Annotated in this window: 15 protein-coding genes; 9 read left to right on the top strand and 6 right to left on the bottom strand. The window is 49.6% G+C overall.

Going from position 1 to position 14,481, the window contains the following annotated elements:
- Positions 1–26: 26 nt before the first annotated feature.
- Positions 27–1,238: a tyrosine transporter TyrP gene (gene tyrP / locus ACS0RQ_RS17180; RefSeq protein WP_271850875.1), complete on the bottom strand. Its 1,212-nt coding sequence runs from the start codon at positions 1,236–1,238 to the stop codon at positions 27–29.
- A gap of 241 nt (positions 1,239–1,479) precedes the next feature.
- Between tyrP and ACS0RQ_RS17175 the strand changes: the two genes are divergently transcribed.
- The gene (locus tag ACS0RQ_RS17175) at positions 1,480–1,719 is read left to right on the top strand and encodes a YecH family metal-binding protein (protein WP_271850876.1); all 240 of its coding nucleotides are present in this window, start codon (positions 1,480–1,482) and stop codon (positions 1,717–1,719) included.
- A gap of 39 nt (positions 1,720–1,758) precedes the next feature.
- Here the strand turns inward: ACS0RQ_RS17175 and ftnA are convergent, their stop codons facing one another.
- The gene (ftnA, locus tag ACS0RQ_RS17170; protein ID WP_271850877.1) at positions 1,759–2,256 is read right to left on the bottom strand and encodes a non-heme ferritin; all 498 of its coding nucleotides are present in this window, start codon (positions 2,254–2,256) and stop codon (positions 1,759–1,761) included.
- A gap of 208 nt (positions 2,257–2,464) precedes the next feature.
- Positions 2,465–2,803 carry a YecR family lipoprotein gene (yecR, locus tag ACS0RQ_RS17165; RefSeq protein ID WP_271850878.1) on the bottom strand — a complete coding sequence of 113 codons (339 nt, stop codon included), beginning with the start codon at positions 2,801–2,803 and terminating at the stop codon, positions 2,465–2,467.
- A 244-nt stretch (positions 2,804–3,047) separates the two neighbouring features.
- Between yecR and ACS0RQ_RS17160 the strand changes: the two genes are divergently transcribed.
- Both ACS0RQ_RS17160 and azuC read left to right on the top strand, forming a co-directional pair.
- A complete protein-coding gene (locus ACS0RQ_RS17160) occupies positions 3,048–3,686 on the top strand; it encodes an RpiB/LacA/LacB family sugar-phosphate isomerase (protein WP_271850879.1) in 639 nt (212 codons plus the stop codon).
- 265 nt (positions 3,687–3,951) lie between these two features.
- Positions 3,952–4,035 (top strand): stress response protein AzuC, encoded by an 84-nt coding sequence (gene azuC / locus ACS0RQ_RS17155; RefSeq protein WP_088218881.1) that lies wholly within the window; start codon positions 3,952–3,954, stop codon positions 4,033–4,035.
- 91 nt (positions 4,036–4,126) lie between these two features.
- Here the strand turns inward: azuC and ACS0RQ_RS17150 are convergent, their stop codons facing one another.
- The gene (locus ACS0RQ_RS17150; RefSeq protein WP_079496746.1) at positions 4,127–5,470 is read right to left on the bottom strand and encodes an anaerobic C4-dicarboxylate transporter; all 1,344 of its coding nucleotides are present in this window, start codon (positions 5,468–5,470) and stop codon (positions 4,127–4,129) included.
- A 209-nt stretch (positions 5,471–5,679) separates the two neighbouring features.
- A complete protein-coding gene (locus tag ACS0RQ_RS17145) occupies positions 5,680–6,132 on the bottom strand; it encodes a ferritin-like domain-containing protein (protein WP_271850880.1) in 453 nt (150 codons plus the stop codon).
- A gap of 392 nt (positions 6,133–6,524) precedes the next feature.
- Here ACS0RQ_RS17145 and ACS0RQ_RS17140 point away from each other — a divergent pair, with 392 nt between their 5' ends.
- The 6 genes from ACS0RQ_RS17140 (at position 6,525) to otsA (ending at position 13,369) form a co-directional block, all read left to right on the top strand.
- Complete coding sequence (locus ACS0RQ_RS17140) at positions 6,525–7,082, top strand: DJ-1 family glyoxalase III (protein WP_271850881.1); 558 nt, start codon at positions 6,525–6,527, stop codon at positions 7,080–7,082.
- A gap of 317 nt (positions 7,083–7,399) precedes the next feature.
- The gene (locus tag ACS0RQ_RS17135; RefSeq protein WP_039078671.1) at positions 7,400–8,389 is read left to right on the top strand and encodes an arabinose ABC transporter substrate-binding protein; all 990 of its coding nucleotides are present in this window, start codon (positions 7,400–7,402) and stop codon (positions 8,387–8,389) included.
- A 70-nt stretch (positions 8,390–8,459) separates the two neighbouring features.
- Entirely contained in the window at positions 8,460–9,974 is a 1,515-nt protein-coding gene (gene araG, locus ACS0RQ_RS17130; RefSeq protein ID WP_039078672.1) for an L-arabinose ABC transporter ATP-binding protein AraG, read from the top strand.
- Between the two features lie 11 nt (positions 9,975–9,985).
- Positions 9,986–10,975, top strand: a complete 990-nt coding sequence (araH, locus tag ACS0RQ_RS17125) for an L-arabinose ABC transporter permease AraH (protein ID WP_162303309.1) — start codon at positions 9,986–9,988, stop codon at positions 10,973–10,975.
- 188 nt (positions 10,976–11,163) lie between these two features.
- Positions 11,164–11,970, top strand: coding sequence for a trehalose-phosphatase (gene otsB, locus ACS0RQ_RS17120; RefSeq protein WP_271850882.1), 807 nt, complete (start codon positions 11,164–11,166; stop codon positions 11,968–11,970).
- Positions 11,945–13,369 carry an alpha,alpha-trehalose-phosphate synthase gene (otsA, locus tag ACS0RQ_RS17115; protein ID WP_271850883.1) on the top strand — a complete coding sequence of 475 codons (1,425 nt, stop codon included), beginning with the start codon at positions 11,945–11,947 and terminating at the stop codon, positions 13,367–13,369. The genes otsB and otsA overlap by 26 nt, the downstream gene beginning before the upstream one ends.
- A gap of 29 nt (positions 13,370–13,398) precedes the next feature.
- On the opposite strand, the gene uspC is transcribed toward otsA, so the two are convergent.
- On the bottom strand, positions 13,399–13,824 hold the full coding sequence (gene uspC / locus ACS0RQ_RS17110) for a universal stress protein UspC (protein ID WP_271850884.1): 426 nt from the start codon (positions 13,822–13,824) through the stop codon (positions 13,399–13,401).
- Between the last annotated feature and the right edge of the window lie 657 nt (positions 13,825–14,481).

The raw sequence follows: 14,481 nt of genomic DNA, 5'->3' as shown, positions 1-14,481 counted from the left end.
ATCGGGCTCCTGATGAGCCCGAATTCTTATCCCACTTCCGGCAGCAAGCCTGCTGAAATCGCAAACTGTACGGCAATAATGGTCACGCCGCAGGCCATCACCAGGCAGAGCATAGGTCTCCCGCCCATAACACGATATTGCGCTTGTCCATGCGCCTTACGGCTTTGCCATGCGAGCAGGGCGGGGATCAGCAGGGCCAGCACCGCAAGCGCCACGCCAGCATAACCGAGCGCCATCACGAAACCGCGCGGGTAGAAGAGGGCGAAGGCCAGCGGGGGCAAAAAGGTTATCGCCCCGGTTTGCAGACGTCCTAAGGCCGTGTTGCGGCGCTGGAAGAGGTCGGCCAGATAATCAAACAGACCAAGCGACACACCTAAAAATGAGGTCGCCAGCGCCAGGTCGGCAAACAGATGAACAGCCAGTTCCACATGCGCGGAGGCAACCACTTCGCGCAGCGCCTCAAGAAGTCCATTCAGTCCGGCATGGTTAGCCAGCATCCCCATAAAGGTTGAAGACTCGATACTGCCCAGGGTCGCCAGTTGCCAAAAAATATAGGCGACCAGCGGGATCGCGCTGCCGATGATAAATATCCCGCGCAGCTTGCGAACGTTACCGCCCATATAACTGACAATGCTCGGCACACTGCCATGAAAGCCAAAAGAGGTAAAAATCACCGGCATGGCGGAGAGGGCCAGCCCTTTTTCCAGCGGTAGGGTGAGTAAATTCACCTGATGGACATGTGGCAGGAGCAGCGCGAGCATTACCACCAGGAAAATAATCTTGGCACTAAACAGGAAGCGGTTGAATAAATCGACCAGTGATGTGCCAATACAGACCACGCCACCAGCGACAAAGGTAAACAAAAATACCCCGCCTGATGACGATACATTGATGCCAGTCCATACGCTGAGGCTGGATGCCAGCAGCTCACCGGCGCCGCTGATATAGGCCGCCGTCAGGGCATACATCAAAAACATCATGCTAAAGCCGGTGATCCACTGCCCGTAGCGCCCCAGGTAACGTCGCGCCAGACTACCGAGCCCTGTGTCGGCGGGCACGTGCTGATAGACTTCCAGCAATAACAGCGCGGTATAACACATTAGTCCCCACAGGGCGAAGAGTAAAACCAGCGTTACACTAAATCCGACCCCGGCGGCGGCCAGCGGCATCGCCAGCATCCCTGCGCCAATAGTGGTACCAGCCACAATAAAAACACTGCCAAGTGCTCGATTCTTCACACTTTCCTCTGGATTCAAACCACATTCTTTATCAAATATGCGGCGCAGAGTATGTGAAAAACCGATCTGCGTCAAACCGGACTTACAAACAGTGTAAATAAATAATTACATGAAAAGAGGCGCTTGCCTTTGGTCGTTTGGCTGGCGGCCTGGAGGTTGTGCGCAATGCAGGGAAACCTGTCGCAGCGCAATAAACCCTTATAAAGATGTGTCTATGATGCATCTTTTAAGCGGAGGATGTATGGCGTCAATTCATGGTCATGAAGTACTTAATATGATGCTGGAATCAGGGGAGCGTTATTCAGAGCAAAGTCTGGAAGCGGCAATCTGTATGCGCTTTGGTCAGGATGCCCGTTTTCATACCTGTTCAGCAGAGGATATGACGGCAGCGGAGCTGGTGGCGTTTCTGGCATCGCGTGGGAAATTTATTCCTGCGGAAAATGGGTTTTCTACCCACGAAAGTAAAATCTGCCAGCACTAAAAAATAATGCGGTAATGTAGAGTCATTACCGCAGTTTGCTTAATTTGCGGTATCGAGAGTAGACAGTTCTTTATCGATAAAATAAAGACCTTCGCCGCTTTTACCCGCCAGCGTCAGTTTATCAATAACGGATTTAAACAGTTTTTCTTCTTCATGTTGTTCCGCTACATACCACTGCAGGAAATTAAACGTCGGATAATCCTGCGAGGTCATTGCCACGTGCGCCAGTTCGTTAATTTTCTGGGTAATCAGTTGCTCGTGTTCGTACGTAGAACGGAAGAGTTCATCCAGCGAAGCGTATTCGGCAAACGGCGACTGAATAGTGTTAATACGCGGTAAGCTGCCGGTATCTGCCAGATAATCAAACAGACGCTGCATGTGCGTCATCTCTTCCTGTGCATGGCGGCGTAGAAATGCGGCAGCGCCTTCAAAGCTGTTATAGCTGCACCAGGCACTCATTTGTTGATAAAGCAGAGACGAAAAAAGTTCGAGGTTCATCTGCTCATTGAGTTTTTCAATCATTTCAGCTTTAAGCATGGTGCCACTCCGAAAAATAATAAAAGAGGTAAAGAGCGGCCACTATAATTTGTTATTTAATTATTTGCAAAAGGTAAAATAAAAAATAATTTTTATTAAAAATGAGAATGGGAATAACACGCATTGCAGGAAAATAACCGGGGAAATGATAATTATTCTTTTATTTAAATAAAGAGTAATGCCAGCGGTGGAGCACTGGCATTAATTGTTACCAGGCTCTGGCGGCCGGCACGTTGTTGAGCGCCATACCACGGCACTGGTACTGAATGGTGATGGTTGTGTTCATACAGACGGAGCCACTGATCAGGCTACAGGTCGAAATGGGCTGACCATAGGCCACTGCGGTCGCATAGCCCATTTGTTGACACTGTTTGTTGGCGGTTCCCTGCGTGGTGTATTCGTCATAGTGTGCGTTTTGCATCATCGCCTGATTAAAGCTAAGACGGATCAGACCATTGGTCGTATCAACATTGCTGACTTTGGGTTCTTTGGTTATTGAGCACCCGGCGAGCAGTAGCAGCGAGGTGGCAACAAGGATTTTGTTCATGAAAGCGCTCTGATTCATATGGGCATTGTTGCATCTTACCGACTTATTACCCGGGCAATCGGCAGAATAGCCTGCGTAACTGGCCTTTTTACGCGCAACGGCGGGACATGCAGGTTAATTTCAGGCAAAACTGTGAACGCAATTTGCTTTTTTAAAACTATTTTTCATTAAATTTGAAAGTGCGTTTATCAGGTAGTAAGGTTGATCCAATTTGCCAACTTGTTGCACTAACCAGGAGATGAAGATGAAGATTGCACTGATGATGGAAAACAGCCAGGCAGGGAAAAACGCCGTCATCCTTAAAGAACTGAAAGCGGTTGCGGATGAAAAAGATTTTCCGGTCTTCAATGTGGGTATGAGTGACGAAAACGATCATCACCTGACCTATATCCACCTTGGTATTATGGCCAGTATTCTGCTGAATGCTAAAGCGGTCGACTTTGTAGTGACAGGTTGCGGTACAGGGCAGGGGGCGCTGATGTCCCTGAATATTCATCCTGGCGTTATTTGTGGTTACTGTATTGATCCGGCTGACGCTTTCCTGTTTGCCCAGATTAACAACGGCAACGCGCTCTCATTGCCGTTCGCCAAAGGGTTTGGCTGGGGCGCGGAGCTGAATGTGCGCTTTATCTTTGAAAAAGCGTTCACGGGCCGTAAAGGTGAAGGCTATCCGCCAGAGCGTAAAGAGCCGCAGGTGCGTAATGCCGGTATTCTCAACCAGGTAAAAGCGGCGGTAGTCAAAGACAACTACCTTGATACCTTACGCGCCATCGATCCGGAACTGGTGAAAACCGCCGTTTCCGGCCCGCGCTTCCAGCAGTGCTTCTTTGAAAACTGCCAGGATAAAGCCATCGAAGCTTTCGTGCGTGAGATCCTCGCCTGATACCCCTGAGGTCAGCACACGCTGGCCTCTGTTTTCCTTCCGTGTTCACCCGCCACTGTTTCCTTGACTTATCCAATTATTTTTTAAAAATACAAAAAATTTTTAGATTGTAAGTCGCAGATTTCACACTAATTTTTAACAAAAACTGTTTTTCTTTAAAAATAAAACGTGATTTCTATCACGTAAATATTGCTTTTTGTGACGGAGGTCATATTATATGCACATCAACCGATAACACCTGCATAACAAATCGCCGGAGCAAAACATGAAACTGCGCAAAATCCTGAAAAGCATTTTTGAAACCTACTGCAAAACCTTCAAAGATGTACCCCCGGGTGCCATGTTCTGATGATAAAAAAACCTGCCGAGGCAGGTTTTTTATGTCCGCAACAAAAGGCGGAAGGATGATAAAAGCGGCGATCTTCGCCGCTTTTTGCTTATCAGAAGAAGGCTGAAACCAACATATAGCTGGCAGCGCAGGCACAACTCACGCCAATCAGACCCGGAATAATAAAGCTGTGATTAATGATAAATTTGCCGATACGCGTGGTGCCTGAGCGGTCAAAACCGATACAGGCTAGATCACTCGGGTAGGTCGGCAGAACAAAATAGCCGTACGAGGCCGGGAAGAAGGCGATCAACATTTTGGGTTCAACCCCCAGCATCAGGCCCATTGGCGCAACGGCGGTCAGTGCGGCGGCCTGGCTGTTAACCAGTTTTGAGACGAGAAACAGCACGATAGCATAGGTCCACGGATGGCTTTTTACGACCCCTTCCAGCGCCATTTTCAGTTCGTTCAGATGTGCCTGGAAAAAAGTATCACTCATCCATGCAACACCAAACACCGAGAAAATAGCCACCATTCCCGCTTTGAATACCGCACCGCCTGATATAGCAGAAGCGTTGACCTTACAAACCATTAGCATTACGGCACCGGCAATCAGCATCATCATCTGAATGACCAGGTTCATGGACAGGGGTGAAAGTTTACCTTTTACGTCGAAAGCCGGGCGCAATTGCGGGAGCGCGCCGAGTAATACCACGACCAGGATACCGGCAAAAAAGATCCACGTTGACCAGTAGGCCTCTTTGGGGAAGCGCTGATTCATCAGTGTTTCGCTACCGCCGTAAATGAATTCACGTTGTTTCGGATCTTTTAATTTTTCCTGGAATTCTTTGTCGTCTGCCAGATCTTTACCACGACGCAGACTCCACAGCGCGGCGATGGCGACCCCGAACAGCGAGGCCGGAACAGAGACGGCCAGTATTTCAAGGATACTCCAGGCATGACCAATGCCGTGTTGCGCGGCAAGAATGGAGACCAGCGACACGACGGCAACGGAGACCGGCGATGCGGTAATCGCCATCTGCGAGGCAATAGAAGCCACGGCCATCGGACGTTCCGGGCGGATATTTTTCTTAAGCGCAATGTCGGCGATAATAGGAAACATGGTGTAGACCACATGCCCGGTACCGCAGAGAAACGTCAATGTCCATGTGGTGAAGGGGGCCAGCAGCGTAATATGCTGGGGATGGCGGCGTAATAACCGCTCCGCAAATTGCATCATTACGTTCAGACCGCCTGCGGTTTGCAGCGTAGCTGCGCAACCAATAACGGCAAGAATCGTGAGCATAACATCAACCGGCGGCTTGCCTGGCTCCAGACCAAATACAAAACTCAGGAGAAAAAGGCCAATACCGCTGATTAAACCCAGCCCCATCCCGCCAAAACGTGTCCCTATTAATAAACAGAGAATTATAATGATAAATTCAATGGTAATCATGACTCACCTTGTCCTGGACATTAATACATTGAATAGATCATTACATTTTGTAACGTCTCTCAATGAGAGCCAGATCCAATTTGAGCAAAATTAATAAAAGCAATAACTTATATACTTTTTATTAACAAATAATTCATACCCTGGCAATATAATGGGTCAGTCGGGGGGGTAAACATCGACTGACCTGAGAAAGAGCTGGCGTGGAAATATTAACAGGCGAGGGAAGCGGATGCGGAATACTGAATAGCGAGAATGTTTTTTAATTCTTCGTTATTATTTTGGTACTCTGCACGAATGTTGTGTATGAGTTCGAGAGTGGCCATATTAGTGTCCAATGTGGTCTCTTCGGCCAGACATTCCAGTGCACAGATACGCAGGGCCTGGTTTTCCATGAGTTGCCTTAGAACATCCTCAACAGAAACAAAATTATTGTCCACCATATCAACCGCCGTAATAACTGGCCAGGTCCCTGATGCCTTAATATATTCGAACAGTTGCATCATTCGCGTCACACTTTTTTGTGCCTGAATGCGCAGAAACACTCCCATGCCAGCAAGGTTACGAGTCATACACCAGTTGCCAAGAGAGATATAAAGATGTGACGCATGAAACTCAAGATTCATCTGAGTATTCAATTTCTGAGTCATTACAGAGGTCATCATAATAATATCCTTATTACAGGGTAAGTTTTTGCACGTGTTAAATTAATACGGCAATCCATTCAGGTATCCCTCTGTCTCAACGTAAGTTGCATAACGAGTTCAGAAGAATAAGCACAACTTAAGTTATATTACGTTAATGTTCATTACGCCCATATGACATGCGGATGATAGTCTTATCCTGTCATAAATATTCGTTTTCTCTTACTTCGGGCGCACCTGTTCCGGCAGGAAAATAAAGCTATTTTTCAAAAGGGTGAGGTTTCTCTGGTTACCTGAAAAGTGACGGCTTGCGCACGTCTGGCGGTAAGAATGTGACTTAAGAACGATTTTGAAACGATGTTTTGATTTATCGTAGGGACAATTGATGACAACAACAGGGTAAGGAGTGGGCAATGAAAAAAGTGGCGGTGTTGTTAGCGCCAGGGTTTGAAGAAGCAGAAGCGATTATTACCATCGACATTCTGCGTCGCCTGAATATTGAGGTTGAAACGCTGGCCTGCGCACAATCACGTGCGGTAGTGAGCTATCACAATATTCCGATGGTGGCAGACAGCACGCTGAGCGAGCGCGCTGACACAGTTTATGACGCCGTGGTGCTTCCGGGCGGCCCGCAGGGTAGTGTTAATCTTGCCGCGAATGCAGAAGTTATCGCATTTATTAAGCATCATGATGCGCAGAATAAGCTGATTTGCCCGATTTGCTCCGCAGCCGCAAGAGTGCTTGGCGGCAATGACCTGCTGGATGGCCGCCGCTACGTCTGCTCCGGCGATTTGTGGCAAGGGGTTCGAAACGGTGAGTACGTTGATGCCCCGGTGGTGGAAGACCGTAATCTGCTAAGCGGCAAAGGTCTTGGCCACGCGTTTGATTTTGCGTTTGCCCTGTCGGCACGCTTGCTGGGTGATGAAACCCCCGTGCGCGATCACGCAGATCATATTTATTACCACTGGTAACCTGTACACCCCGATACACCTTGTATCGGGGGACAAGGATAACCGAGCTGGAGCTATGGATTATTCTGCTAACATCCTTCTGATTTGTACGACAAATACTCCCATTTTTATGTCTTAATCCGCTGAATTTATGTACGGAATTACTGTAATTCTGCGGTGTGATATTGCTCTCCTATGGAGAATCAATTTCCCGCTAAAACTACTGCCAGCACAGGTATCCAGGGAAGCACGGATCCTAATGCCTTGTTTTATGACCTTTTAAGTTAACCGGTAGTTATTTTTCCCTACGTAAAAGAAAGTCAAAGCTGGAGTTAACCATGCACAAATTCACTAAAGCGTTAGCAGCCATTGGCCTTGCAGCCGTTATGTCACAATCCGCTATTGCTGAAACAATGAAACTGGGTTTTTTGGTAAAACAACCTGAAGAACCCTGGTTCCAGACTGAATGGAAATTCGCCGATAAGGCGGGCAAGGATTTAGGGTTTGAGGTGATTAAAATCGCCGTTCCGGATGGCGAAAAAACACTTAATGCTATCGACAGTCTGGCAGCGAGCGGCGCAAAAGGCTTCGTTATCTGTACGCCGGACCCGAAATTAGGTTCCGCGATTGTTGCTAAAGCGCGCGGTTATGACATGAAAGTTATTACCGTGGATGATCAGTTCGTTAACGCCAAAGGCGAACCGATGACCTCCGTTCCTCTGGTCATGATGGCCGCCAGCGAAATCGGCGCGCGTCAGGGTCAGGAATTGTACAAAGAGATGCAAAAACGCGGCTGGGATGTGAAAACGACAGGCGTTATGGCGATCACGGCCAATGAACTGGATACCGCACGTCGCCGTACCACCGGTTCAATGGATGCGCTGAAAGCCGCAGGCTTCCCGGAAAAACAAATTTACCAGGTACCGACAAAATCAAACGATATCCCCGGTGCGTTTGATGCCGGTAACTCTCTGCTGGTGCAACATCCGGAAGTGAAACACTGGCTGGTGCTGGGTATGAACGATAACACCGTCCTGGGTGGCGTGCGCGCAACCGAAGGTCAGGGCTTTAAAGCTGCAGATGTGATTGGCATTGGTATTAACGGTGTGGACGCGGTGAGCGAGCTGTCTAAAGCGCAGGCGACCGGCTTCTACGGTTCTCTGCTGCCAAGTCCGGATGTACACGGCTATAAAACCAGCGAGCTGCTCTACAACTGGGTGACCAAAGGTGTTGAGCCGCCGAAATTCACTGCGGTTACCGATGTGGTGCTGATCACTCGCGATAACTTCAAAGAAGAGCTGGCGAAAAAAGGGTTAGGCGTGAAGTAAATCTCTGATGGTTGTGCCCTCCCTTGTCAGGGAGGGCCAGAAGTACACTGAACTGATTCACGGAGACGTTATGCAAGACTCTACTCCTTATCTTTCCTTCCGCGGCATCGGCAAGACGTTCCCCGGCGTCAAGGCCCTGAGCGACATCAGCTTTGACTGTCATGCCGGTCAGGTCCACGCGTTGATGGGGGAGAATGGCGCGGGTAAGTCGACCCTGTTAAAAATTCTCAGCGGTAATTACGCACCGACGACCGGTACGCTGGCAATTAAAGGACAGGAAGTTAGCTTCGCGGATACCACGGCGGCGCTCAATGCCGGTGTCGCTATCATCTACCAGGAACTGCATCTGGTACCGGAAATGACGGTGGCGGAGAATATCTATCTCGGCCAGTTACCCCATAAAAGCGGGATCGTTAACCGCTCACTCCTTAATTATGAAGCGGGTCTGCAACTCAAGCATCTGGGGCTGGATATTGATCCACAGACGCCGCTCAAATATCTCTCCATCGGCCAGTGGCAGATGGTCGAAATCGCGAAGGCGCTGGCACGTAACGCCAAAGTTATTGCCTTCGATGAACCGACAAGCTCACTGTCGGCGCGCGAAATCGAAAACCTGTTCAGGGTTATTCGTGAGCTGCGCAAAGAAGGGCGCGTCATTTTGTATGTCTCGCACCGCATGGAAGAGATCTTCGCGCTCAGCGATGCCATTACCGTGTTTAAAGATGGACGTTATGTCCGTACGTTCACGGACATGCAGCAGGTTAACCATGACCAGCTAGTACAGGCGATGGTTGGCCGTGACCTGGGCGATATCTACGGCTGGCAGCCGCGCGACTATGGCGATGAGCGGCTACGCCTCGATCAGGTTAAAGCACCCGGTGTTCGCACACCGATTAGCCTGACGGTACGCAGCGGCGAGATTGTTGGCCTGTTCGGCCTGGTAGGGGCAGGGCGCAGCGAGTTAATGAAAGGTTTGTTCGGCGGTACGCGAATTACCGAAGGGAAAGTCTTTATTGACGGTGCTGAGGTTAATATCCAGAAACCATCCCATGCCATTCGCGCCGGTATGATGCTCTGCCCGGAAGATCGTAAAGCAGAGGGGATTATTCCCGTCCACTCCGTACAAGAGAATATCAATATCAGCGCCCGGCGTAAGTTTATCCATGCGGGGTGTTTGATCAATAACGGCTGGGAGGCGCAGAACGCCGAGCATCATATTCGTAGCCTGAATATCAAAACGCCCAGTGCCGATCAGTTAATTATGAATCTTTCCGGGGGTAATCAGCAGAAGGCCATCCTGGGACGCTGGTTATCGGAAGAGATGAAGGTCATTTTGCTCGATGAACCCACTCGCGGGATTGATGTGGGGGCCAAGCATGAAATCTATAACGTTATCTATGCGCTGGCAGCCCGTGGTGTAGCGGTGTTGTTTGCCTCAAGCGACCTGCCGGAAGTCCTTGGCGTCGCCGACCGCATCGTGGTGATGCGCGAAGGCGAAATTGCCGGTGAATTGCTTCATGGTCAGGCCGATGAACAGCGAGCGCTCAGCCTCGCGATGCCTAAAGTTAGCCAGGCTGTCGCCTGAGCAAGGAGAATATGATGTCATCTGTAACTTCTTCTGGCGCACCGAAGTCGCCATCGGCCTTTAGCCTGGGCCGCATCTGGGATCAGTTCGGTATGCTGGTGGTGTTTGCCGCACTGTTTATCGGCTGCGCCGTTTTTGTGCCGAACTTCGCCTCGTTTGTGAACATGAAAGGGCTGGGGCTTGCAATCTCCATGTCCGGCATGGTGGCCTGCGGGATGCTGTTCTGTCTGGCCTCCGGTGACTTCGACCTTTCGGTTGCATCCGTCATCGCCTGTGCTGGTGTCACCACCGCCGTGGTGATCAACATGTCAGGTAGCCTGTGGCTGGGCGTGTTTGCTGGCCTGATGCTGGGCGTGGTGAGCGGGTTTATTAACGGTTTTGTGATTGCCCGGCTGAAAATTAACGCCCTGATCACGACCCTTGCCACGATGCAAATCGTGCGCGGGCTGGCTTATATCATTTCTGATGGTAAAGCGGTCGGTATTGAAGACGAGAGCTTCTTTACGCTTGGTTATGCCAACTGGCTGGGGCTGCCTGCGCCAATCTGGCTGACTGTCGCCTGCCTGATCGTGTTTGGCTTCCTGTTAAACAAAACGACGTTCGGTCGAAACACGCTGGCAATTGGCGGCAATGAAGAAGCGGCGCGTCTGGCGGGCGTACCTGTGGTGCGCACGAAAATCATTATCTTTGTTCTGTCCGGGCTGGTATCCGCAGCGGCAGGGATTATCCTGGCCTCGCGTATGACAAGCGGTCAGCCGATGACCTCTATCGGTTATGAGCTGATTGTGATTTCGGCCTGCGTACTGGGTGGGGTTTCGCTGAAAGGCGGTATCGGTAAAATCTCTTACGTGGTCGCCGGGATCCTGATTCTGGGGACGGTAGAGAATGCGATGAACCTGCTGAACATCTCGCCGTTTGCCCAGTATGTGGTGCGTGGTTTGATCTTGCTGGCTGCGGTGATTTTTGACCGCTACAAACAGAAGGCTAAACGGACGGTTTAATCCTCCTGTCATCGCTATGATGATTGATCTTTAAGCATACCTCCAGTAACCCATCAACCGCCAGAATGGTTGATGGGTTATGCATAAAATGGCGAGCAGCGTCACACTGTCTATACTTACATGGCTAATGATAATGAAAGGTTATCGTATGAGACCTTTCACCGTTGACCATTAAGGAGGAAACCAGGGTGGCTGACCTGTTATCTGAACCGCCTGTCTTTTCCGGAAATTTTGCTTTTTTCTTCGATCTTGACGGAACCCTCGCTGATATCAAACCTCACCCTGACCAGGTTTTTGTTCCGCCGGATGTTCTCAAGCGGCTCGCACGCCTTGCTGAAATGAATGATGGCGCGGTGGCATTGATCTCAGGGCGCTCAATGGCAGAGCTGGACAGGCTTGCCAGGCCTTACCGTTTTCCCCTGGCCGGGGTTCATGGGGCAGAGCGCCGCGATATCAACGGTCAAACTCACCGGGTCACGTTGCCAGATGAGATCATCCAGCCGCTGGAACAGGCACTGACTACGGGAATGGCCGTACTTAAGGGTGCCGAGCTTGAAACCAAGGGGATGGCGTTCGCTCTGCATTATCGGCAGGCACCGGAGCATGAAGAGGCAATCTTCGCTCTGGCACGCAAAATGGTGGAGACCTGGGGCCAACTGGCGATGCAGCCAGGCAAATGTGTGATCGAACTTAAACCGTCTGGCATCAACAAGGGTGCCGCTATTGACGCGTTTTTACAGGAATCGCCGTTTAAGGGCAGAAAACCGGTATTTATCGGTGATGATCTGACGGATGAGCACGGCTTTGAGGTCGTGAACGCGAAATCAGGTATTTCGGTGAAAGTAGGGGCTGGTGCAACTCACGCGCAATGGCGTTTGGGTTGTGTAAATGACGTCCATCAGTGGCTTAAACGTATAACTGACCATCAAGAACAAGAAAAAAAGGCGCTAACAAACAGGAGAGATGGCTATGAGTCGCTTAGTCGTAGTATCTAATCGTATTGCTCCGCCTGACGATAAAAAGTCCAGCGCAGGTGGGCTGGCCGTAGGGATTCTGGGAGCATTAAAAGCCACGGGCGGATTATGGTTCGGCTGGAGTGGTGAAATTGGCGATGAGGATGCACCGCTGAAAAAGGTCTCGCGTGGAAATATCACATGGGCTTCCTTTAACCTCAGCGAAGAGAATTACGAGCAATATTATTCTCAATTTTCCAACGCCGTGCTATGGCCAGCTTTCCATTATCGCCTGGACCTGGTGAAGTTCCAGCGTGAGGCATGGGAGGGCTATCAGCGGGTAAATTCTTTGTTGGCGGATAAGTTATTACCGCTGGTGGAAGATGACGACAATCTGTGGATCCATGATTACCATCTGCTGCCTTTTGCCAGTGAATTGCGCAAGCGCGGGGTAAACAACCGTATTGGTTTCTTCCTGCATATTCCTTTCCCGACTCCGGAAATCTTCAACGCGCTACCGCCGAATGCCGAACTGCTTGAGCAGTTGTGTGACTATGACCTGCTGGGTTTCCAGACCGAGAGCGATCGCCTGGCGTTCCTTGACTGCCTGTCTATCCAAACGCGACTGACAACACGCGGCGGCAAACACCATACCGCATGGGGCAAAACATTCCAGACCGAGGTTTACCCTATCGGTATCGAACCGAAAGAGATTGCCCAGCAGGCTTCGGGGCCGTTGCCACCCAAACTGGCGCAACTGAAAAACGAGCTGAAAAACGTCAAGAATATCTTCTCCGTTGAGCGTCTGGATTACTCCAAGGGGTTGCCGGAGCGTTTTCTCGCCTATGAAACGCTGCTGGAGAAGTATCCGCAGCACCACGGCAAGATTCGCTATACGCAAATCGCACCGACCTCGCGTGGCGAAGTACAGGCCTACCAGGACATTCGTCATCAACTGGAAACGGAAGCAGGGCGTATTAATGGGAAATATGGTCAGCTTGGCTGGACGCCGCTTTATTACCTGAACCAGCACTTTGATCGCAAAGTGCTAATGAAAGTCTTCAGATACGCGGAAGTCGGCCTGGTCACACCATTGCGTGATGGGATGAATCTGGTCGCGAAAGAGTATGTTGCCGCGCAGGATCCTGCGAATCCGGGCGTACTGGTGCTATCGCAATTTGCCGGTGCGGCAAACGAGCTAACCTCGGCGCTGATTGTTAACCCTTACGACCGGGATGATGTGGCTGCCGCAATGGACAGGGCACTGACGATGCCGCTGGCTGAGCGTATTGCGCGCCATGCTGAAATGCTTAAGGTGATTGAGCAAAATGATATCAACCACTGGCAAGAACGGTTTATTAGCGATTTAAAGCGCATCACGCCACGTAGTGCTCAGAGTAGCCTGCAAAACAAAGTGGCGACCTTCCCGAAAATGGCCTGACAAGAGCCCCTTCCGTTACGCGGGAGGGGTTATTCGCTTAATGGCACCAGCAAGACATCCACTTTACACGAACCGACTATCGCTTTAGCGGAGCAGGCTGCTCGTGCAAAAAAACTCTGATTGTGATTCCCACAGATAACCAGGTCGACGCCTTGTGTACGACAGGTATGCAGCACGTGCTCGCTCAGCTCACCAGAGGTAATAATCACCTGTTCAATAGGGTAATCAGCGCGGCTGACCAGGTCATTCATAAACTGTTGCGTCTCTTCCTGCAGCATCTCGCGCACATTCTCCATCATCGGTGCCGCAAGCTGGTTATACATTTCGGGATCGGACGTTAGTGTGATGAGGGTTAAGCGGGAGTGAAACGGACGTGCTATTGACACCGCTTTTGCCACCAGGGCGTGGCTTTCCGGAGAGGCCGATACCGCAACCAACAGATGCGTGTAGCCCATGACTGGCTCCTTATCTATGAGGTTCACATATCACCATTACTCCGTTTGCGCCAACGTAGCAATAGACCAATATGACAAACTTGTGAAGAAACTCATAAATATTCATTAATTAATCTTATGAAATGGACAGTTTGAAGTTTAATCATCTTAATTAGAATTAGGTGCTTAAGCGAAATTTTAAGAATTTAAAGTTAAATCCCTAAATTATTAATCGTCCTGATTAACAAATTTAAAATGATCCCGCGCGGCAATTAATAAGCGTGGCTGTATTTCTAATTTCTTGTTTTATAAAGGTATTTATTATTGTCTCTTTATTAGATACAAAATGTGTATTTTAAACGGGTAAAGATAGTACACATCTGACCACTGCGCCGTATTTCGATATGTCATATGAATGAGTATTCGCATTAAAAGAATAGAAAAGAGTGTTGTTAGAACAAAAAATAATCAATTCAGAAGCGGTACTGATAGATTTCTTACCAGGAAATGCGTAAATTATGTGACGTGGATCACATTTTTTCCAAAATTTCACTCTGGTCACATTGTATGTCTCAGCACCTACGAGTACAGTTGCGTCGAATTAGGAAAAATCTTAGTTCTTTGTAAGAAATGATTAAGAGTGTGGCAAGGTAAAAACATTTGAGCGAGAGACCTGCC

It is taken from the genome of Phytobacter diazotrophicus, assembly GCF_052061655.1.
GTDB lineage: Bacteria > Pseudomonadota > Gammaproteobacteria > Enterobacterales > Enterobacteriaceae > Phytobacter > Phytobacter diazotrophicus.
The sequence above is the reverse complement of the archived record's forward strand: the minus strand, read 5'-3'. Positions and strand labels throughout refer to the sequence as shown.

What these genes read in the sequence shown, in the direction of transcription:
- ACS0RQ_RS17175 (WP_271850876.1), top strand. Translation starts at nt 1,480, where the DNA reads ATGGCGTCAATTCATGGTCATGAAGTACTTAATATGATGCTGGAATCA.
- ftnA (WP_271850877.1), bottom strand. Translation starts at nt 2,256, where the DNA reads ATGCTTAAAGCTGAAATGATTGAAAAACTCAATGAGCAGATGAACCTC.
- yecR (WP_271850878.1), bottom strand. Translation starts at nt 2,803, where the DNA reads ATGAACAAAATCCTTGTTGCCACCTCGCTGCTACTGCTCGCCGGGTGC.
- ACS0RQ_RS17160 (WP_271850879.1), top strand. Translation starts at nt 3,048, where the DNA reads ATGAAGATTGCACTGATGATGGAAAACAGCCAGGCAGGGAAAAACGCC.
- azuC (WP_088218881.1), top strand. Translation starts at nt 3,952, where the DNA reads ATGAAACTGCGCAAAATCCTGAAAAGCATTTTTGAAACCTACTGCAAA.
- ACS0RQ_RS17150 (WP_079496746.1), bottom strand. Translation starts at nt 5,470, where the DNA reads ATGATTACCATTGAATTTATCATTATAATTCTCTGTTTATTAATAGGG.
- ACS0RQ_RS17145 (WP_271850880.1), bottom strand. Translation starts at nt 6,132, where the DNA reads ATGATGACCTCTGTAATGACTCAGAAATTGAATACTCAGATGAATCTT.
- ACS0RQ_RS17140 (WP_271850881.1), top strand. Translation starts at nt 6,525, where the DNA reads ATGAAAAAAGTGGCGGTGTTGTTAGCGCCAGGGTTTGAAGAAGCAGAA.
- ACS0RQ_RS17135 (WP_039078671.1), top strand. Translation starts at nt 7,400, where the DNA reads ATGCACAAATTCACTAAAGCGTTAGCAGCCATTGGCCTTGCAGCCGTT.
- araG (WP_039078672.1), top strand. Translation starts at nt 8,460, where the DNA reads ATGCAAGACTCTACTCCTTATCTTTCCTTCCGCGGCATCGGCAAGACG.
- araH (WP_162303309.1), top strand. Translation starts at nt 9,986, where the DNA reads ATGATGTCATCTGTAACTTCTTCTGGCGCACCGAAGTCGCCATCGGCC.
- otsA (WP_271850883.1), top strand. Translation starts at nt 11,945, where the DNA reads ATGAGTCGCTTAGTCGTAGTATCTAATCGTATTGCTCCGCCTGACGAT.
- uspC (WP_271850884.1), bottom strand. Translation starts at nt 13,824, where the DNA reads ATGGGCTACACGCATCTGTTGGTTGCGGTATCGGCCTCTCCGGAAAGC.